The organism is Streptomyces sp. a15 (assembly GCF_059026085.1).
In genome coordinates this window covers 148,325-166,437 of record NZ_JBWLKM010000010.1, presented here as the reverse complement: position 1 = coordinate 166,437, position 18,113 = coordinate 148,325, and the positions used below count along the sequence as shown (strand labels likewise).

Sequence of the window (18,113 nt, the reverse complement as noted above, 5' to 3'; positions counted from 1 at the left end):
ACGTCGTATCAACCTCCGCCCTCTGGAAGGGAGTTCAACGATGAGTAACCCCCACCCCCATCTCCGAACGATTCATGGGAGTACGGCCTCGCCCTCCCCCACCACGCCATCGGCTCCGGAGTCGCCCGCACCACCGTCCGGTCGATCCTCACGCGGCACTCGCTGCCTGGCCTGGCCGACACCGCTGAGCTGCTGACCAGCGAGCTGTGCGGCAACGCGTACCGCCACGCCGCCGGGCCCGCGACCGTGCGCGTGCGCTGGGACGACGGCAGGCTCTACGTCGGCGTGCGGGACGAGAGCGACCTGCTGCCCTCTCCGACCAGCGGCGACATCGCGCACGACGGCGGCCGGGGGCTGTTACTGGTCAGCCGTTGTGCTCACGCATGGGGCAGTCGTGCGGCTCCGGCCGGGGCGGGGAAGGTCACCTGGTTCGAACTGCGCCAGTGACACGGCCATGGGCATACACGCCCGTCGCCCTCCGTCCGAGGGGGCCGGAGGGCGACGGGATGCCGAAGGGGGCAGAGGCCCTACGGCAGGTTCCTTGCCATCACGATCCGCTGCACTTGATTCGTGCCTTCATAAATCTGCGTGATCTTGGCGTCGCGCATCATCCGCTCCACCGGGTAGTCGCGCGTGTAGCCGTACCCGCCCAGCAGCTGCACCGCGTCCGTGGTGACCTCCATCGCCACGTCCGAGGCGAAGCACTTCGCCGCCGCGCCCTGGAAGGTGAGGTCCCCTTCTCCACCTCCGGCGGCGACGCGCTCGGACTTCGCCGCGGCCTGGTACGTCAGGGCGCGGGCGGCCTCGATCTTCATGGCCATGTCGGCGAGCATGAACTGGATGCCCTGGAAGTCGCCGATGGGCTTGCCGAACTGCTTGCGCTCCTGGACGTAGCCCTTGGCGTAGTCCAACGCGCCCTGCGCGATGCCCAGCGCCTGGGCCGCGATCGTGATGCGGGTGTGGTCGAGGGTCTTCATCGCGGTGGCGAAGCCGGTGCCCTCCTCGCCGATCATGCGGTCGGCGGGGATGCGGACGTTGTCGAGGTAGACCTCGCGGGTCGGGGAGCCCTTGATGCCGAGCTTCTTCTCCGGGGCCCCGAAGGAGACACCCTCGTCAGACTTCTCGACGACGAAGGCCGAGATGCCCTTGCTGCGCTTCGTGGGGTCGGTGACCGCCATCACCGTGTAGTACTCCGACTCCCCCGCGTTGGTGATCCAGCGCTTCACGCCGTTCAGTACGTAGTGGTCGCCGTCGCGGACGGCCTTGGTCTTCATGCCGGCCGCGTCGGAGCCCGCGTCCGGCTCGGAGAGGGCGTACGAGAACATCGCGTCGCCCTTGGCGAGCGGGGCCATGTACTTCTTCTTCAGGTCCTCGGACCCGGAGAGGATCACGGGGAGGGAGCCGAGCTTGTTCACCGCGGGGATCAGGGAGGAGGACGCGCAGACGCGCGCCACCTCCTCGATCACGATCACCGTGGCCAGCGCGTCCGCGCCCGCGCCGCCGTACTCCTCGGGCACGTGGATCGCGTGCAGGTCGCCCGCCACCAGGGCCTCCAGCGCCTCCTGGGGGAAGCGGGACTCCTCGTCCACCACGGCGGCGTACGGCGCGATCTTCGCCTCGGCCAGTGAACGGATCGCGTCGCGGAGCATGTCGTGCTCTTCGGACAGGCGGTACAGGTCGAAGTCAGCCGATCCGGCCAAGGTCTCTCACGCTCCAAAGACGACGCTGTGATGCTGGCGCTAATTACCGTTAAGTAACCCAAATTTTAGGGGCCCGCCGACGGGAGTGATACGTGAGCTTGGCGACAGCGGGAAAGTCAGCAGAGAAGTTGCCCGCCGAGGGGCCGTCCCATGCCCCGACTATGCTCTTCCCGCGCACCTCACGCACCCCCCTGTCGTCCCCCGGGAGCACCGCATGAGCCTCAAGATCACCGTGATCGGCACCGGCTACCTCGGCGCCACGCACGCCGCCGCCATGGCCGAGCTCGGGTACGAGGTGCTGGGACTGGACGTCGTACCGGAGAAGATCGAGATGCTCCAGCGGGGCGAGGTCCCGATGTACGAGCCGGGGCTCGAGGACCTGCTGCGCAAGCACGTCGCCGGGATCGAGGGGTCGAGCGGGCGGCTGCGGTTCACCATGGACTTCGCCGAGGTGGCGGCGTTCGGTGACATCCACTTCGTCTGTGTGAACACTCCGCAGCGGCACGGTGAGTACGCCGCCGACATGTCGTACGTGGAATCCGCGATCGCCTCCCTCGCACCGCACCTGACCGCTCCCGCGCTCGTCGTCGGCAAGTCGACCGTCCCGGTCGGCTCCGCCGACCGGCTTGCCCGCTATCTCGCCGCGAACTCCCCGGCCGGCGAGGACGCCGAGCTGGCCTGGAACCCGGAGTTCCTGCGGGAGGGCTTCGCCGTCCAGGACACACTGCGGCCGGACCGGATCGTGGTGGGCGTGCGCAGCGAGCGGGCGGAGAAGCTGCTCCGCGAGGTGTACGCGACGCCGGTCTCCGAGGGCACGCCCTTCGTGGTCACCGACTTCCCGACCGCCGAGCTGGTGAAGACGTCCGCGAACTCCTTCCTGGCCACCAAGATCTCCTTCATCAACGCGATGGCGGAGGTGTGCGAGGCCGCGGACGGGGATGTGGCCAAGCTGGCCGAGGCCATCGGGTACGACGACCGGATCGGGAAGAAGTTCCTGCGGGCCGGGATCGGCTTCGGGGGCGGCTGTCTGCCCAAGGACATCCGTGCCTTCATGGCCCGGGCGGGTGAGCTGGGTGCCGACCAGGCGCTGACCTTCCTGCGTGAGATCGACTCGATCAACATGCGCCAGCGCGGGCAGATGGTGGAGCTGACCCGGCAGGTGCTGGGCGGCGGTTCCTTCCTCGGCAAGCGGGTCGCCGTGCTCGGCGCCACCTTCAAGCCCGACTCGGACGACGTCCGCGACTCGCCCGCGCTGAACGTCGCCGGGCAGATCCACCTCCAGGGCGGCCAGGTGACGGTGTACGACCCGAAGGGCATGGACAACGCCCGCCGGCTCTTCCCGACCCTCGGGTACGCCGACTCCGCGGTCGAGGCCGTACGGGGCGCCGACGTCGTCCTCCACCTGACCGAGTGGCGCGAGTTCCGCGAGCTGGACCCGGCGGCGCTCGGCGAAGTCGCCACGGACCGGGTGATCCTGGACGGGCGCAACGCGCTCGACCCGGAGCTGTGGCGGCGGGCCGGGTGGCGCTACCGGGCGATGGGGCGGCCGACGGCCTGAAAGGAATTCGGGGCCCAGAAGGCTGGTTCCATGAATTACCGACGGGTCCGATGAAACTCCGGGATTTCTCGCGGATTCGGTGAAGGCCCGGTTGTATTTACGGCGATCCAAGGGGGCCGTACGCGAAAATCCTCGCGTACGGCCCCCTTGCCCAGCCGCGTCCGAACCAAGTCCCGCACGGCATGTGAGGTCACCGGGGAGGCGGCTCCACACCGACGCCCACCCCCACCCCTACGGCCACGCCCACGAGCGGCCCCACTCCCAGTCCGACGCCCACCACGACTCCGACCACGGGTCCGACCGCCACGCCGACCCCCACGGGCGGCACCGGTGGCGGCTCCGGTGACGACGAGCAGTGCGCCAGCGTCCAGAACGTGCTGCTGCCGATCCTCCAGCACCTCTACGCGGCGCACCTGGAGCGGTCGCCGGGCGAGCAGGTGCAGGACGCTCTCGCCCTCGACTCGTACATCAAGATGCACACGGTGTGGATCGAGAGCATCCTCAAGCCGGCCATCGCCGACGGCGGTTCGGTGCTCGACAGCACGCTCAGCGTGCTGCTGAACCACATCAACAAGGCGCATCTGGAGGAGTCGCTCGGACAGCAGATCACCGATCTGCTCGACGTCGACAGCTACGTGAAGATGCACACCGTCTGGGCCGGGCAGATGCTCGCTCCCACCACGGACTACGTCAGCAACAACTGCTGACGCGATCCGCGACAACGGGACACCGCTCCGGCCGGGGCTCAGCCGGCCGGAGCGGCGCCCTCCCCATTCTCCACACCTTCGCCACGCTTCGGGAACCGCTTCCAAGGAGTCCGGGATGACGACCGTCACCCTGCCCACCGTCCCTCCCCCGCCGGACTCGCGCACCGGCACCGGCCGGTTGCTGCCCCTGCCCGGCCGGTACTCGGTCGCCCCCGGCCGCTCGCTCGCCGAACTCACCGCCTGGTACGGCCCGTTGCCGATCCGGCGCCGCCGCGTCGCGCTCGGCCGGGCGTCCCTCACCGTGTCCGATCCCCGGTCCGACACCGACGCGCAGACCCTCCTCGCCGAAGCCGAACACCCCCGCTTCCGCTTCGAGTTCGACGGCCGTCACCTCAAGACCGCCCTCACCTCCGAGCGCGTGCACGAGTCCCACGGCCGTCTCCAGCTCTCCGGCGACCTCGACCTGAACGGCGTCGCCTTCCCCGTCCTGCTGCGGCTGCGTGTGGTCGAGCGGGCCGACGACCGGCTGCTCGTGGTGGGCGCCGCCCGGCTGCCGTACCGGCTGCTGCGCCGCGCCACCGGGTTCCGGCTGCTGTGGCACGCGCCGGCCACCCGGCTGCGGCTGCTCGTCGCGGCGGAGTTCGCGTGATGGCGGCCCGGCGCATGGCCCGGCCCACGGTCCGCAGCGCCGCCGCGTCCGCTGTCCTCGCCCTCCTCGCCCTGCCGCTGCTCCCTGCCCAGCAGGCCTCGGCAGCCTCGTACAGCGTGGCGATGAAGGGGTTTGGACTGTTGCCGATGCTTGCGTTGAAGAGCGTTCTGGTGAGTGGGAGTGAGTGTGGGTGGTCGGTGTCGTGGCGTGCCTCGGCGGTGGGGTCGGTTTCCGCGGGGAACTGGCGTTCTCTCATCGAATGCGTGACCTTCACGGGTGACGCTCGTTTTCCATGGCGACGGGATCTTCGGGGTGGATGCGGGCGGGGGTGACAGGGTGGGTGAGTTGAGGGCTGTGGCGGCGCCGTTCGTCGCGTCCGGTCCCAGTGGTGTGGCCGTCCGGACCCGCCTCAAGCACCTGACAGTCGACGATGAGAAGGTGCTGCGTCTGGTGGGTGCGCATCTGGGGTCGCTGGCCTCGAAGGACCTCAAGGCGCGCTGCTGGGACGGCCTGGAGCACTCCGGCGGGACGTGGGCGGTGCGCAAACGGGAGCTGACGCCGCTCTCGTCGTCGCGGTGGGCGGGCAGTATCACCAAGGCCACGCACGATCAGTGGGTACTGGCCCGTCGCTGCCAGCTGGCGCACATCCACAGCCTGGAAGCCGGCATCCGCACCATCGAGCACCGGCTGGCCCAGCCGGTCGGGCAGAAGGGGACGAAGAAGGCGCCGGGGGGATATCGGTCGCGGCGGGAGTGGTATGCGAAGTCGAGGCGGCTGCGGGTGCTTCAGGACCGGCTGGCCGCTGCGCGGGCGGACCGTGAGGCCGGCCTCGTGCACGTCGTACGCGGCGGCAAATGCCTGGCCCGCACCCGGCACCACCTGGAGGCGGCACAGCTCACGGAGTCCGCGTGGCGCGGGCGTTGGGAGGCGGAGCGCTGGTTCTGCCAGGCGGACGGGGAGTCCGGGAGGCGGTACGGCAACGAGACGATCCGGGTCAGCCCGGACGGCGAGGTGAGCATCAAACTGCCCGCACCGCTGACCCATCTGGCCAACGCCCCGCACGGACGGTACGTCCTGGCGTGCCGGGTCACGTTCGCGCACCGGGGCGAGGAGTGGGCGGATCGCGTCGCGGCCAACCGGGCGATCGCCTACCGCATCCACCTCGATGCCGGCCGGGACCGCTGGTATGTGACCGTCTCCTGGCAGCTCCCGCCCACCCCCGCCCTCCCGATCGAGGCGGTGCTCTGCCACGGCGTGATCGGTGTCGACATGAACGCCGACCACCTCGCCGCCTGGCGCCTGGACGCCCACGGCAACCCGATGGGTGCCCCGCGCCGTTTCTTCTACGACCTGTCCGGCACCTGCCAGCACCGTGATGCCCAGGTCCGCCACGCCCTCACCCGCCTGCTGCACTGGGCCAGCACCTGCGGCGTCAAGGCGATCGCGGTGGAGGACCTGGACTTCGCCGGGGAGAAGACCCGCGAGAAGCACGGCCGCAGGAAACGCTTCCGGCAACTGGTCTCCGGCATGCCCACCGGAAGGCTCCGCGCCCGGCTGTCTTCGATGGCCGACCAGACGGGGATCGCGGTCATCGCGGTGGACCCGGCCTACACCAGCCGCTGGGGCGCCCAGCACTGGCAGAAACCCCTCACCACGACAACCCGCACAACTACTCGCCACGAGGCTGCTGCTGTGGCGATCGGAAGGCGCGCCCAGGGACACCCGATCCGGCGACGGACGGCACCGCCCCCACACGACCAGAGTGATCGTGTGGGGCATCGGACCGTCCAGGCCGGACCAGGAGTTCTTGGGCGTGAGGGAACCCGCCCCCGCATCCCCGGACCACGGACACGATCCGTGCCGCCCGGACGCGGAGCGAACGCGGGCCACCAGAACGCCCAACACCGTCCGGGGCGTTCGGCCGAGCATGAGACCTGGCAACAGGACTCACTCCCGCTCAGTCCCTAGGAACGGTACGCCTTCTCGCCCGCGAGCCTGTCCGTCCCCGTCGGGTCCACGGTCACCTGGACCAACCAGGACACGGCACCGCACGACGTGAAGACCACCTCGGGCCCGGTCTCGATCCACTCCCCCGTGCTCGACAAGGGGGAGAGCTGGAGCTTCACGTTCGGCACGGCCGGGTCCTACGGCTACTACTGCACGGTCCATCCGGACATGACGGCCGGGATCACGGTCAAGGCGGCGGCACCGGCGACGACCGCCGCGCCCACGCACGACCACTCGGAGGACTCGGGATCGTCCGGCTCGTCCGGCTCGTCGTCCGGCTCCTCCGGTACCTCGGGCTCCTCCGGTACGTCGGGCTCCTCGGGTTCCTCGACCGGGCATGCGGACCATCAGGCGTCCTCGCCCGGCCGCACGCCGGCGAGCAGCAAGGCGCCGACGATGAGCATGCCGGCGTCGCCGTCGCCGTCCACCGCCCCCGGGGCGGCCGTACCGCAGTCACCGCAGCCGGGCCAGATGGCACAGCCCCAGACCGCCGCCTCGTCGGTCCGGCCGCTCGACCCCCTGCTGGTGCTGGCCGGCATCGTCGCCGGGGTCGCCGTGCTGTGTCTGCTGGTGGTCGGGTCCCGGTCGGCGGCGCACCACAGGACCGAGGAGGCGGAGGCGGAGGCGGAGGCGTAGGTCAGTCCTTCGCCCGGTAGCGGCGCATCTTCGCGCGGGCGCCGCACACCTGCATCGAGCACCAGCGGCCGCGTCCGGCCGGGCTGCGGTCGTAGTACGCCCAGTGGCAGTCGACGGCCTCGCAGGCCTTCAGCCGGGTCCAGGTGCCCTCGACGAGGGCCTGGGCGACGGCCGCCGCGACCCGGGAGAGCAGCGGGCCCTCGTCCGCCGGGGCGAGGGCCGCCGAACCGTCGCCCGCGTCGACCGTCACCACCACGGGCGCCCGCGCGAGCAGCTCGCCCAACGGGGTCACCGTGCGGTGCGGCGGGTGGCCCGCGTGGGCGAGCAGGGCCGCGCGCAGGGACTCCCGCAGTTCGCGGGCGGCCGGGATTTCGTCCTCCGTCAGCCCGAATTCCGCCCCGCCCAGCGAGTCGACGCCCGACTCGATGTCCAGCGTGTTGACCAGGGACTGGATCAGGGCCAGGCCCCCGGGCGCGGGGGATCTCTCACTCACTCCTGCGAGGTTACCGCCAATAGAGATGCATGCGGTAACCGTTACTGGTTACCCTGCTCTACAGGTAACCCAAAAAGGGGTGACTCCGACTTCGAGGAGGAAGTCATGGCTCTCGCCAAGCTGGGTGTCGTCGTCCTGGACTGTCCCGACCCGAACGCCCTCGCCGGCTTCTACGCCGGCGTGCTCGGCGGCACCGTGGAGGACCAGGGAGAGTGGGTGGACCTGAAGCTGCCGGACGGTCAGGCCCTGGCCTTCCAGGCCGCCCCCGGGTACGTACCGCCGAAGTGGCCCGCGCCCGACCACTCGCAACAGTTCCATCTGGATCTGGACGTGCCGGACCTGGACGCGGCCGAGAAGGAGGTGCTGGCGCTGGGCGCGAAGCCGCTGGACACGGAGGACCGCTCCCGGACCTTCCGGGTTTACGCGGACCCGGCGGGGCACCCGTTCTGTCTCTGCGCCTGCTGATCGCCCCATTTGACCGTCGACTGCTGACCGTCGACTGCTGACCGTCGACTGATCGCCTGCTGATCGCCTGTCGAGCCGGGAGGACCCCATGACACCCGTGACACCCGTGGCCCGCTTCCGTTCCGTCGTGATCGACTGCCCCGACCCGCACGCGCTCGCCGCCTTCTACGCCCAGGTCGGCGGCGGCACGCCGGAGGCCGAGGACGACGACTGGGTCGTCCTGCGGATCCCGGACGGGCCGCGGCTCGCCTTCCAGCGGGCACCCGGCTTCACGCCGCCGGAGTGGCCGCGCGCGGACCGCAACTCGCAGCAGTTCCATGTCGACTTCGACGGCGGGACCACCTGGGAGGAGATCGACATCGCCGAGGAGAAGGTGCTGGCGCTGGGGGCGCGGGTCCTGGACCGGGAGGACTACGAGAAGAAGGACTTCCGGGTGTACGCCGACCCGGCGGGCCACCCCTTCTGCCTCTGCCGGATCGACCCGCTGTAGGTCCCTCGGGGCGGGCGCCGTCAGCCGTCCAGGTCGGCGATCTTCGCCGTCGACGGCTCCCGGCGCTGCTGGGCCGCGCGGGCGGTGAAGTCGGCGCTGCGCAGGACGCGCTGGACGTTGCCCCAGGTCAGCAGGGCGATGTCGGCCTCGGGCCAGCCGCGGCGCAGGAGTTCGGCGATGAGGTGCGGGTAGCAGGAGGCGTCGCCCAGCTCCTGCGGGTGGGCGGTGCCGGCGTCGAAGGTGCCGGACAGGCCCACGCACTCCGCGCCCGCGACCCGGCGCACGTGGTCGAGGTGGTCGGCGACGTCCCGGACCGTCGGGCCGGTCTGCTCGGCGGTCAGCGGCACCATGCACAGCCCCTTGGCCTCGCCCAGCTCGGCGAGCAGGTCGTCGGGGAGGTTGGCCGGGTGCGGGCGCAGGGCGCGGGCGGCGGAACGGGTGCACAGGGCCGGCGCCTTGGACACCGCGAAGACCCGGCGGGCGGTGTCCGCGGAGGCGCCGGAGAGGTCGGCGACGACGCCGAGGCGGTTCATCTCGCGCAGCACCTCCTCGCCGAACCGGGTGAGCCCGGCCTCGCTCGCCCAGGTCGCACCGGTCAGGGTGAGGGTGCGCAGGCCCAGGGCGTGCAGGGAACGCAGGATGCCGAGGGAGTCGCCGAGGGCGGCCGCTCCGGCGGGGCCGAGCAGCACGGAGACGCGGCCGCAGTTGCGTACGTCGGTGATCTGGCCGGCGGTGTAGGCGAGGCGCAGGCCCTCGGGGTGGGCGCGTACGACCGTCTTGACCAGGTCGAGCTGGTCCAGGGTGGCGCCGACGGCCCGGTCGCCGTCGAGGCCCTCGGGCAGGTGCAGCGACCACAGCAGCGCGCCGACATGGCCCTCGCGCAGCCGCGGCACGTCCGTGTCGACGGCGCTCTCGCCGAGCTCCAGGTCGTACCAGGGCAGGTGCCGCAGCGCCCAGGGCAGGCCGTTGTAGCCGTCGGCGACGGGGTGCACGTCGAGGATCGCGCGGGCCCGCTCCAGCGGGGAGGTGCCGGGGTCGGCGACGGGGGCGTACGGCTCCACCGGGACGGACTCCGGGAGCGGCTCGGGGAGGGACTCCGGCAGGTCGTCGAGCTCGCCGAGCTCTGTGGCGGTGTGCAGGTCGTCCTGGAGGTCTGCCATGGCGGGCTCCGTCCTGATCGCAGTACGGTCACCGTCGCACGGAGCCGGAGGGCCTTCCTGGTGGGCGGGGCGTTCGGGGTATGGGTACGGGCACCTTTGGCCATGGATCTTCGTCCTTCAGTACGTGAAGGTTCAAAAACCGGTCCGCCTCCTTGTTGTGGACGCCGACCCAGGCGCCCGCCCCCTGATGACAGCGCTCGGCGAACGCGGATTCGAGGTGTACGCGGCCAGCCGCGGCCGGTTCGCGATACCCGTCGGCCGCTCCGTACGGCCCGACCTGATCGTCCTGGACATGGCCCTGCCGGACGGCGACGGCGTCGAGACGTACGACGGACTGCGCGCCGCCGGCGTCCACACGCCCGTGCTGTTCCTGTCCGCCCGCGACGACAGCGCGGCCGCGGAGCAGGTGCGAGGCGTGCTGACGGACGCGGACGACCACCTCACCAAACCGTTCGAGCTCACCGAAGTGATGGCGTGTGTCCAGGAACTGCTCACCCGCGACCGGGCCGACGAGAGCCGGCTGCTGCGCCACGGGGACCTCGCGGTGGACGCGTCGCGCCGCGAGGTCTGGCGGGCCGGGACCCGGATCGAGCTCTCCACCCGGGAGTTCGCGCTGCTCGGCTACCTGCTGGACAACGCGGGCCAGGTCGTCACGAAGAAGCAGATTCTGGAGCGGGTCTGGGGAGCGCCGTTCCGCACCGGGACCGTCGAGACGTACGTCTACTACCTGCGCCGCAAGCTGGGCGACCACGACCAGTCGCTGATCCGGACCGTGCGCGGCCTCGGCTACACGATGGCGCGCGGCTGAGCTGCCGCCCGGCATCAGCCGTCGAGCGACTCGATCGTCGCGTTGGACGGCCCCCGCGTGGCCTGGAGGTCCCGCGCCACGTCCTCCGCCGCGCCCAGCACCCGTACCGCGTTCTGCCAGGTCAGCTTGGCCAGGTCGGACGTCGACCAGCCGCGGTCGAGCAGTTCGGCGATGAGGTTCGGATAGCCGGAGACGTCGTTCAGGCCGTCCGGGGTGAAGGCGGTGCCGTCGTAGTCGCCGCCGATGCCCAGGTGGTCGATGCCCGCGACCTCGCGCATGTGGTCCAGGTGGTCGGCCACCGTCGAGACCGTCGCGATCGGACGCGGGGAGCGCTCCTCGAAGGCGCGGTGCACCTTCATCGCCTCGGCGGTGGTGGCGAGGTGGTGGAAGCCGTGGGCGCGCATGTTCTCGTCGGCCGCGGCGGTCCAGTCGACGGCGGCCTGGAGCACGAACTTCGGCACGAACGTCACCATCGCCATGCCGCCGTTGGCCGGCAGCCGCTCCAGGACGTCGTCCGGGATGTTGCGCGGATGGTCGCAGACGGCCCGCGACGAGGAGTGGGAGAAGATCACCGGGGCCGAGCTGGTGTCCAGCGCGTGCCGCATCGTCGTCGCCGCCACGTGCGAGAGGTCGACCAGCATGCCCTCCCGGTTCATCTCCCGCACGACCTCACGGCCGAAGGCCGACAGCCCGCCGACGCCCGGTTTGTCGGTCGCGGAGTCCGCCCACGCCACGTTGTCGTTGTGGGTGAGAGTCAGGTACCGGACGCCGAGGGCGTACAACCCCCGCAGCGTGCCGAGGGAGTTGGCGATGGAGTGGCCGCCCTCCGCCCCCATCAGGGAGGCGATACGGCCTTCCGCGCGCGCCGCCTCCATGTCCGCGGCCGTCAGAGCCGGCCGCAGGTCCTGCGGGTGACGGGCGAGCAACTGCCGTACGCAGTCGATCTGTTCCAGTGTCGCCGGGACCGCGTCGGGCAGGTCCGAGCGGACGTACACCGACCAGTACTGCGCGCCGACCCCGCCCTCGCGCAGGCGGGGGATGTCGGTGTGCAGGTGGGCGTTCTGGTGGCCGGCGAGGTCGCGGGCGTCGAGGTCGTAGCGGACCTGTTCGCGCAGCGCCCAGGGCAGGTCGTTGTGCCCGTCGACGACGGGGAACTCCCGCAGCAGCTCCCGGGCTTCCGCCAGCGAGGGGGAGGTCATGGCCGTCACTTCCCGAAGCCGAAGCCGTTGCCCGATCCGTCGACCTTGGTGCGCAGGCGCTTGCCCTTCTCGGTGGCCTGGTCGTTCAGTTCCTGCTGGAAGTCCCGCATCCGGCCGAGGAGTTCCTCGTCGGAGGTGGCCAGGATCCGCGCCGCCAGCAGGCCCGCGTTGCGGGCACCGGCGACCGAGACCGTCGCGACCGGGACCCCGGCCGGCATCTGTACGATCGACAGCAGCGAGTCCATGCCGTCGAGGTACTTCAGCGGCACCGGCACGCCGATCACCGGCAGCGGGGTGACCGAGGCGAGCATGCCCGGGAGGTGGGCGGCGCCGCCGGCCCCCGCGATGATCACCTTCAGTCCGCGCTCGGCGGCCTGCTCGCCGTACGCCACCATCTCGCGCGGCATGCGGTGCGCGGAGACGACGTCGACCTCGTAGTCGATCTCGAACTCGTCGAGGGCCTGGGCGGCGGCCTCCATGACGGGCCAGTCGGAGTCCGACCCCATGACGATGCCTACTACGGGGCTCATTCGGTGATCGTGCCTCTCAGGTAGCCGGCAGCGTGACGGGCGCGCTCCAGCACGTCGTCGAGGTCGTCGCCGTAGGTGTTGACGTGGCCGACCTTGCGGCCGGGCTTCACGTCCTTGCCGTACATGTGGATCTTCAGCCCGGGGTCGCGGGCCATGCAGTGCAGGTACGCGGAGTACATGTCCGGGTAGTCGCCGCCGAGGACGTTGACCATGACCGTCCACTTCGCGCGCGGGCGCGGGTCGCCGAGCGGGAGGTCGAGTACGGCCCGGACGTGGTTGGCGAACTGGGACGTGATCGCGCCGTCCATCGACCAGTGGCCGGAGTTGTGGGGGCGCATGGCGAGCTCGTTGACGAGGACACTGGAAGACCCGTCGTCATTGCGGGTCTGGAACAGCTCGACGGCGAGGTGGCCGACGACGTCCAGTTCCTTGGCGATCCGCAGCGCCATCTCCTCGGCGCGCAGGGCCAGTGCCTGGTCGAGGTCGGGAGCGGGCGCGATGACGGTGTCGCAGACGCCGTTCACCTGCTGGGACTCGACGACCGGGTAGGCGACGGCCTGGCCGTGCGGCGACCGTACGACGTTCGCAGCCAGCTCCCGTACGAAGTCGACCTTCTCCTCGGCGAGCACCGGGACGCCCGCGCGGAACGGCTCCTCGGCCTCCGCCACGTTGTCGACGACCCACACGCCCTTGCCGTCGTAACCGCCGCGGACGGTCTTGAGAACGACGGGGAAGCCGTCGCCCTCCTCAGCGAAGGCGGCCACGTCCGCGGGGTCGCTCACGATCCGGTGCCGTGGACACGGCACCCCGATCGCGTCGAGCTTCGCGCGCATCACGCCCTTGTCCTGGGCGTGCACGAGCGCGTCGGGGCCCGGGCGGACGGGGATGCCGTCCGCCTCCAGGGCCCTGAGGTGCTCGGTGGGGACGTGCTCGTGATCGAAGGTGATCACGTCACAGCCCCGCGCGAACGCGCGCAGCGTCTCGAGGTCGCGATAGTCGCCGATGACGACATCGCTCACGACCTGCGCCGCGGAATCCTGGGGAGTGTCACTGAGGAGCTTGAAACGGATGCCGAGCGGGATGCCTGCCTCGTGTGTCATACGAGCGAGCTGACCCCCGCCGACCATGCCGACTACCGGGAACGTCACGCCCCTAGGGTATCGGGCACGCCACAGTGGCTGATTTCACCGTCCCCCGGCCGTTCCTTTGCCCGGCCGTGAGTCCATGCACAGGCGATCACGAACGGGGGGTGGTTAGCATGGCTGGGTTGACGAATTCGACGGACGGGGGCCTGGACGGCCATGGAAAGTGGTTCCTCGGCGTCTCGTACGGCGCCCCCGGCACCCCGCAGCGCGGCGCGGCAGCGCGTCGACCGGCTGCTGCGCGAGGCCGCCAAGTTCGGTGCGGTGGGCGGGGCGGGAGTCCTGGTCAATCTCCTCGTGTTCAACCTGGTCCGGCACACCACCGAACTCCAGGTCGTGCGGGCCAGTGTCATCGCGACCGTCGTGGCGATCGTCTTCAACTACATAGGGTTCCGCCACTTCACCTACCGTGACCGCGACAAGACCGGCCGTACCAAGGAACTCACCCTCTTCCTCCTGTTCAGCCTGGTCGGGCTGGTCATCGAGAACGGCCTGCTCTACGCGGCGACCTACGGCTTCGGCTGGGACAGCTCCCTGCAGAGCAACATCTTCAAGTTCGTCGGCATCGGCATAGCCACGCTCTTCCGCTTCTGGTCGTACCGCACGTGGGTGTTCCGCACGCTTCCGGCCAAGGAAACGGTGGCCGACGCGGAGTCGATCCTGGCCAGGGCGGCGAAGAAGCCGCGCTCGCAGCAGCGCGTGCCCTAGAAGGGGTTCAACGGACCGTAGGCTCCTCGTCCTCCGCCGACGTCTTCTTCACCGGCGTACGCGACAGGAACAGCGCGAACACCGGCGGCTGGGTCTGGAGCATCTCCAGGCGGCCGCCGTCGGCCTCCGCGAGGTCCCGGGCGACCGCCAGGCCGATGCCCGTGGAGTTGCGGCCGCTGATCGCGCGCTCGAAGATGCGGGCGCCCAGGTCGGCGGGGACGCCCGGTCCCTCGTCGGTGACCTCGATGACTGCCTGGTTGCCGGTGACACGGGTGCGCAGGGCGACGGTGCCGCCGCCGTGCATGAGGGAGTTCTCGATCAGCGCGGCCAGCACCTGCGCGACCGCCCCCGGCGTACCGACCGCCGTCAGGTGCCGCTTGCCGGAGCTCACGATCGCCCGGCCCACGCCGCGGTAGGCGGGGCGCCACTCGGCGAGCTGCTGCTGGATGACCTCGTCGAGGTCGAAGGTGACGGCGGAGCCGGTGCGGGGGTCGCGGGAGTTCGTCAGCAGCCGCTCCACCACGTCCGTGAGGCGTTCCACCTGGGTGAGCGCGACGTTGGCCTCCTCCTTCACCGTGTCCGGGTCGTCGGTGAGGGTGATCTCCTCCAGGCGCATGGACAGCGCGGTCAGCGGCGTACGCAGCTGGTGGGAGGCGTCGGCGGCGAGCCGGCGTTCCGCCGTCAGCATGCGGGCGATGCGCTCGGCGGAGGAGTCCAGGACGTCGGCGACCCGGTCCAGCTCGGGGACGCCGTACCGCTTGTGCCGGGGCCGCGGGTCGCCCGAGCCGAGGCGTTCGGCGGTCTCGGCGAGGTCGGTGAGCGGGGAGGAGAGCTTGTTGGCCTGCCGGATCGCGAGCAGTACCGCGGCGATCACCGCGAGCAGCGCCACCAGCCCGATGATCAGCAGCGTACGGCCGACCTCGCGGGTCACCGAGGAGCGCGGCTCCTGGACGAGGACGGTCTCGCCCCGCTCGCCCTTGGCCTCGCCGCGGATGACGTCACCGGTCGGCTTGGTGCCGACCTCGATGGGCGCCTCCCCCGGGATCCGGATCACGGCGAAGCGGTCCCCGGCGACCTGGTCCTTGAGGACCTCCGCGTCGACGGTGCCGGTCCCGAGGAGCCGGCTGTCCACGATGCTGGCCAGCCGGGCCGCCTCCAGGTCCACCCGTTCCTGGGCGCTGCTGCTGATGGTGCGGGTCTCGACGATGACGAGGGACACCCCGAAGACGGCGATGACCACGAGCACCACGGCGAGGGTGGACTGGATCAGACGGCGACGCATGTTCTCTTACCTGTTCGACGTCTGCCCGGCCTGCCGGGACCGTCTGGACTGTCCGGAATGTCTGGCGGCCCTGCCGGGCCGGTGCGGGTTCAACTCTTCTCGAAGCGGAAGCCGACCCCGCGCACGGTCGCGATGTACCGAGGGTTCGCCGCGTCGTCGCCGAGCTTCTTGCGCAGCCAGGAGATGTGCATGTCGAGCGTCTTGGTGGACGACCACCAGGTCGTGTCCCACACCTCGCGCATCAGCTGGTCCCGGGTGACGACCCGCCCCGCGTCCCGCACCAGCACCCGCAGCAGGTCGAACTCCTTGGCGGTGAGCTGCAGTTCCTCCTCGCCCATCCACGCCCGGTGCGACTCGACGTCGATCCGCACGCCGTGCGTGGCCGGCGGCTGCGACGGCTCCGCCGCCCCGCGCCGCAGCAGCGCCCGCACCCGGGCGAGCAGTTCGGCGAGCCGGAAGGGCTTGGTGACGTAGTCGTCGGCGCCCGCGTCGAGACCGACGACGGTGTCCACCTCGTCGGCGCGCGCGGTCAGGATGAGAATCGGGACGGCGAGGCCTTCGGCGCGCAGCCGACGCGCCACCTCCAGGCCGTCCATACCGGGCAGCCCGAGGTCGAGCACGACGAGGTCGATGCCGCCCTGGATGCCGGCGTCGAGCGCGGTGGGGCCGTCCTCGCGCACCTCTACCTCGTAGCCTTCCCGGCGCAGGGCGCGGGCCAGCGGCTCCGAGATGGACGCGTCGTCCTCGGCGAGCAGTACACGGGTCATGAGGTGATGGTAGTCCGCCCATGACCAGTGCTGGGGTGTGATCGGCGGTGAGTGATTCTTACCTTTGGGCGTACTGGCACGAACCTGTGTCTGTGGGATGCAAACTGCATAAGGACCTTCGAAAGGGTGTGTACGGTTCCCCCGCTGCCTGTGATCCGTGTCTCAAGTCCTTCCATTTCGTGCGGTGTCCTGCCGTATGGTGAATGGGCGCCTGTAGCACCGTGGGGACCTTTGGCGAGGATTTGACGCTGAAGGTCTCTTTTGTGTGTGCCCCCACCCCACTCCGGGCGCGTCCCGAGCAGCAAGGAACGACCATGGCGTCCAGCCTGACGAAGGACTCGGTGACTCCGGGCACCCCCGGTTCCGAGACCTCCTTCTTCGGCCACCCCCGCGGACTGGCCACTCTCTTCATGACCGAGATGTGGGAGCGCTTCTCCTACTACGGCATGAGGGCCCTCCTCCCGCTGTACCTCGTCGCCCCGGGCGGCCTGCACCTCAGCGCGGCGACGGCGACCGCGATCTACTCCGTGTACGTGTCGCTGGTGTACCTGCTCGCCATGCCGGGCGGCTGGTTCGGCGACCGCGTCTGGGGTCCGCGCAAGACCGTCGCCGTCGCCGGCGCGGTCATCATGCTCGGCCACCTCACGCTGGCCCTGCCGTCCTCCGGGACGTTCTACGCCGGCCTCGGTCTGGTCGCGATCGGCTCGGGTCTGCTGAAGGCCAACATCTCGACGATGGTCGGCCACCTGTACTCCGGCCCGGACGACCCGCGCCGCGACGGCGGCTTCACCGTCTTCTACATGGGCATCAACCTCGGTGCCTTCGCGGCGCCGCTGATCATCGGCACCATCGGCGAGAACGTCAACTGGCACGTCGGCTTCGCGCTCGCCGCGCTCGGCATGGCGCTGGGCCTCGCCCAGTTCCTGATCGGCAGCCGCCACCTCGCGGAGCGCTCCAGCGTCGTCCCGACGCCGCTGTCCGCCGAGGAGAAGTCCTCGACGCTGCGCAAGGCCGCGGTCTGGGCCGGCATCGCCGTCGTCTTCTACGCGATCGTCGGCTTCACCGGCCACTACACGCTGAACTGGATCCTGGTCCCGCTGACCCTGCTCGGCGTGATCATCCCGGTGATGGTCCTGACCCGCATCAAGCGCGACAAGGACCTGGACCGCACCGAGCAGAAGTCGATGTCCGCGTACATCTGGTTCTTCGTGGCCGCGGCCGTGTTCTGGATGATCTACGACCAGGGCGGCTCGACCCTGTCGATCTTCGCCGACTCCTCCGCCGAGAACTCCGTCCTCGGCTGGGACTTCCCGGTCTCCTGGTACCAGTCGGTCAACCCGGTCCTGATCATGGCGCTGGCCCCGGTCTTCGCCTGGTTCTGGCTCGCGCTGAACCGGCGCGGCAAGGAGCCGAGCACGATCGTGAAGTTCTCCTCCGGCCTGGTCCTGGTCGGCGCGTCCTTCTTCCTCTTCCTGGCCCCGCTGTCGATCGCCGAGGGCGGTCACAAGGCGGCCGCGCTGTGGCTGGTGGCGATCTACTTCGTGCAGACCGTGGGCGAGCTCCTGCTCTCCCCGGTGGGCCTGTCGGTCACGACGAAGATGGCCCCCGCCAAGTACGCCTCCCAGATGATGGGCGTCTGGTTCCTCGCCGTCACCGCGGGTGACGCCACGACGGGTCTGCTCTCCATCGCCGGCGTCGACCTCAACAAGACCGGGGTCGTGGCCCTGGAGGCGACCCTCGCCGTGGTCGCCGGCGTCGCGGTCTGGATGTACCGGGGCAAGGTCAAGGAGCTGATGGGCAGCGTCCGCTGAG

Annotated in this window: 18 protein-coding genes and 1 pseudogene; 11 read left to right on the top strand and 8 right to left on the bottom strand. The window is 70.5% G+C overall.

All coding sequences use genetic code 11. From position 1 onward, the window contains the following. Positions 1-252: 252 nt before the first annotated feature. Positions 253-447, top strand: a complete 195-nt coding sequence (locus AC5P09_RS13895; RefSeq protein ID WP_493874170.1) for an ATP-binding protein — start codon at positions 253-255, stop codon at positions 445-447. An 80-nt stretch (positions 448-527) separates the two neighbouring features. On the opposite strand, the gene AC5P09_RS13890 is transcribed toward AC5P09_RS13895, so the two are convergent. Beyond that, positions 528-1,700: an acyl-CoA dehydrogenase family protein gene (locus AC5P09_RS13890; protein WP_493874169.1), complete on the bottom strand. Its 1,173-nt coding sequence runs from the start codon at positions 1,698-1,700 to the stop codon at positions 528-530. Between the two features lie 214 nt (positions 1,701-1,914). On the opposite strand from AC5P09_RS13890, the gene AC5P09_RS13885 reads away from it, so the two are divergent. The 5 genes and pseudogenes from AC5P09_RS13885 to AC5P09_RS13865 form a co-directional block, all read left to right on the top strand. Continuing rightward, positions 1,915-3,258, top strand: a complete 1,344-nt coding sequence (locus AC5P09_RS13885) for a UDP-glucose dehydrogenase family protein (RefSeq protein ID WP_493874168.1) — start codon at positions 1,915-1,917, stop codon at positions 3,256-3,258. A gap of 374 nt (positions 3,259-3,632) precedes the next feature. Then, on the top strand, positions 3,633-3,965 hold the full coding sequence (locus AC5P09_RS13880; protein ID WP_493874167.1) for a hypothetical protein: 333 nt from the start codon (positions 3,633-3,635) through the stop codon (positions 3,963-3,965). Between the two features lie 115 nt (positions 3,966-4,080). Then, positions 4,081-4,614, top strand: a complete 534-nt coding sequence (locus AC5P09_RS13875; RefSeq protein ID WP_493874166.1) for a hypothetical protein — start codon at positions 4,081-4,083, stop codon at positions 4,612-4,614. A gap of 336 nt (positions 4,615-4,950) precedes the next feature. Beyond that, positions 4,951-6,582 carry a nuclease/transposase family protein gene (locus tag AC5P09_RS13870; protein WP_493874211.1) on the top strand — a complete coding sequence of 544 codons (1,632 nt, stop codon included), beginning with the start codon at positions 4,951-4,953 and terminating at the stop codon, positions 6,580-6,582. Between the two features lie 21 nt (positions 6,583-6,603). Continuing rightward, positions 6,604-7,257: pseudogene (locus AC5P09_RS13865) on the top strand (cupredoxin domain-containing protein); the annotation flags it as partial. Position 7,258: 1 nt separating this feature from the next. On the opposite strand, the gene AC5P09_RS13860 reads toward AC5P09_RS13865, so the two are convergent. Then, positions 7,259-7,750, bottom strand: coding sequence for a CGNR zinc finger domain-containing protein (locus AC5P09_RS13860; RefSeq protein WP_493874165.1), 492 nt, complete (start codon positions 7,748-7,750; stop codon positions 7,259-7,261). A 105-nt stretch (positions 7,751-7,855) separates the two neighbouring features. Here AC5P09_RS13860 and AC5P09_RS13855 point away from each other — a divergent pair, with 105 nt between their 5' ends. Both AC5P09_RS13855 and AC5P09_RS13850 read left to right on the top strand, forming a co-directional pair. Next, a complete protein-coding gene (locus tag AC5P09_RS13855) occupies positions 7,856-8,215 on the top strand; it encodes a VOC family protein (RefSeq protein WP_493874164.1) in 360 nt (119 codons plus the stop codon). 88 nt (positions 8,216-8,303) lie between these two features. Then, the gene (locus tag AC5P09_RS13850; protein ID WP_493874163.1) at positions 8,304-8,705 is read left to right on the top strand and encodes a VOC family protein; all 402 of its coding nucleotides are present in this window, start codon (positions 8,304-8,306) and stop codon (positions 8,703-8,705) included. 20 nt (positions 8,706-8,725) lie between these two features. Here AC5P09_RS13850 and AC5P09_RS13845 read toward each other — a convergent pair whose 3' ends face one another. Beyond that, the gene (locus AC5P09_RS13845) at positions 8,726-9,865 is read right to left on the bottom strand and encodes a dipeptidase (protein ID WP_493874162.1); all 1,140 of its coding nucleotides are present in this window, start codon (positions 9,863-9,865) and stop codon (positions 8,726-8,728) included. 157 nt (positions 9,866-10,022) lie between these two features. Here AC5P09_RS13845 and AC5P09_RS13840 point away from each other — a divergent pair, with 157 nt between their 5' ends. Further along, positions 10,023-10,673, top strand: a complete 651-nt coding sequence (locus AC5P09_RS13840; protein ID WP_493874161.1) for a response regulator transcription factor — start codon at positions 10,023-10,025, stop codon at positions 10,671-10,673. A 14-nt stretch (positions 10,674-10,687) separates the two neighbouring features. Here AC5P09_RS13840 and AC5P09_RS13835 read toward each other — a convergent pair whose 3' ends face one another. From AC5P09_RS13835 to AC5P09_RS13825, 3 genes are read right to left on the bottom strand one after another with little or no spacing between them, the layout of a single operon-like run. Continuing rightward, entirely contained in the window at positions 10,688-11,872 is a 1,185-nt protein-coding gene (locus AC5P09_RS13835; protein ID WP_493874160.1) for a dipeptidase, read from the bottom strand. Positions 11,873-11,877: 5 nt separating this feature from the next. Next, positions 11,878-12,402: a 5-(carboxyamino)imidazole ribonucleotide mutase gene (gene purE / locus AC5P09_RS13830; protein WP_266438562.1), complete on the bottom strand. Its 525-nt coding sequence runs from the start codon at positions 12,400-12,402 to the stop codon at positions 11,878-11,880. Then, positions 12,399-13,550, bottom strand: a complete 1,152-nt coding sequence (locus tag AC5P09_RS13825) for a 5-(carboxyamino)imidazole ribonucleotide synthase (protein WP_493874159.1) — start codon at positions 13,548-13,550, stop codon at positions 12,399-12,401. Before AC5P09_RS13825 ends, purE begins: the two co-directional genes overlap by 4 nt. A gap of 153 nt (positions 13,551-13,703) precedes the next feature. Here AC5P09_RS13825 and AC5P09_RS13820 point away from each other — a divergent pair, with 153 nt between their 5' ends. Then, the gene (locus tag AC5P09_RS13820; protein WP_493874158.1) at positions 13,704-14,252 is read left to right on the top strand and encodes a GtrA family protein; all 549 of its coding nucleotides are present in this window, start codon (positions 13,704-13,706) and stop codon (positions 14,250-14,252) included. A 7-nt stretch (positions 14,253-14,259) separates the two neighbouring features. Here AC5P09_RS13820 and AC5P09_RS13815 read toward each other — a convergent pair whose 3' ends face one another. Next, positions 14,260-15,534, bottom strand: coding sequence for a sensor histidine kinase (locus AC5P09_RS13815; RefSeq protein ID WP_493874157.1), 1,275 nt, complete (start codon positions 15,532-15,534; stop codon positions 14,260-14,262). 89 nt (positions 15,535-15,623) lie between these two features. Next, positions 15,624-16,301: a response regulator transcription factor gene (locus AC5P09_RS13810; RefSeq protein ID WP_266438553.1), complete on the bottom strand. Its 678-nt coding sequence runs from the start codon at positions 16,299-16,301 to the stop codon at positions 15,624-15,626. A gap of 314 nt (positions 16,302-16,615) precedes the next feature. On the opposite strand from AC5P09_RS13810, the gene AC5P09_RS13805 reads away from it, so the two are divergent. After that, positions 16,616-18,112 carry an oligopeptide:H+ symporter gene (locus AC5P09_RS13805; protein ID WP_493874156.1) on the top strand — a complete coding sequence of 499 codons (1,497 nt, stop codon included), beginning with the start codon at positions 16,616-16,618 and terminating at the stop codon, positions 18,110-18,112. Position 18,113 lies beyond the last annotated feature (1 nt).

Bases quoted from the DNA above. Each gene is read 5' to 3' on its own strand.
- AC5P09_RS13885 (WP_493874168.1), top strand. From the start codon at position 1,915: ATGAGCCTCAAGATCACCGTGATCGGCACCGGCTACCTCGGCGCCACG.
- AC5P09_RS13875 (WP_493874166.1), top strand. From the start codon at position 4,081: ATGACGACCGTCACCCTGCCCACCGTCCCTCCCCCGCCGGACTCGCGC.
- AC5P09_RS13855 (WP_493874164.1), top strand. From the start codon at position 7,856: ATGGCTCTCGCCAAGCTGGGTGTCGTCGTCCTGGACTGTCCCGACCCG.
- AC5P09_RS13850 (WP_493874163.1), top strand. From the start codon at position 8,304: ATGACACCCGTGACACCCGTGGCCCGCTTCCGTTCCGTCGTGATCGAC.
- AC5P09_RS13845 (WP_493874162.1), bottom strand. From the start codon at position 9,865: ATGGCAGACCTCCAGGACGACCTGCACACCGCCACAGAGCTCGGCGAG.
- AC5P09_RS13835 (WP_493874160.1), bottom strand. From the start codon at position 11,872: ATGACCTCCCCCTCGCTGGCGGAAGCCCGGGAGCTGCTGCGGGAGTTC.
- purE (WP_266438562.1), bottom strand. From the start codon at position 12,402: ATGAGCCCCGTAGTAGGCATCGTCATGGGGTCGGACTCCGACTGGCCC.
- AC5P09_RS13820 (WP_493874158.1), top strand. From the start codon at position 13,704: ATGGAAAGTGGTTCCTCGGCGTCTCGTACGGCGCCCCCGGCACCCCGC.
- AC5P09_RS13815 (WP_493874157.1), bottom strand. From the start codon at position 15,534: ATGCGTCGCCGTCTGATCCAGTCCACCCTCGCCGTGGTGCTCGTGGTC.
- AC5P09_RS13810 (WP_266438553.1), bottom strand. From the start codon at position 16,301: ATGACCCGTGTACTGCTCGCCGAGGACGACGCGTCCATCTCGGAGCCG.
- AC5P09_RS13805 (WP_493874156.1), top strand. From the start codon at position 16,616: ATGGCGTCCAGCCTGACGAAGGACTCGGTGACTCCGGGCACCCCCGGT.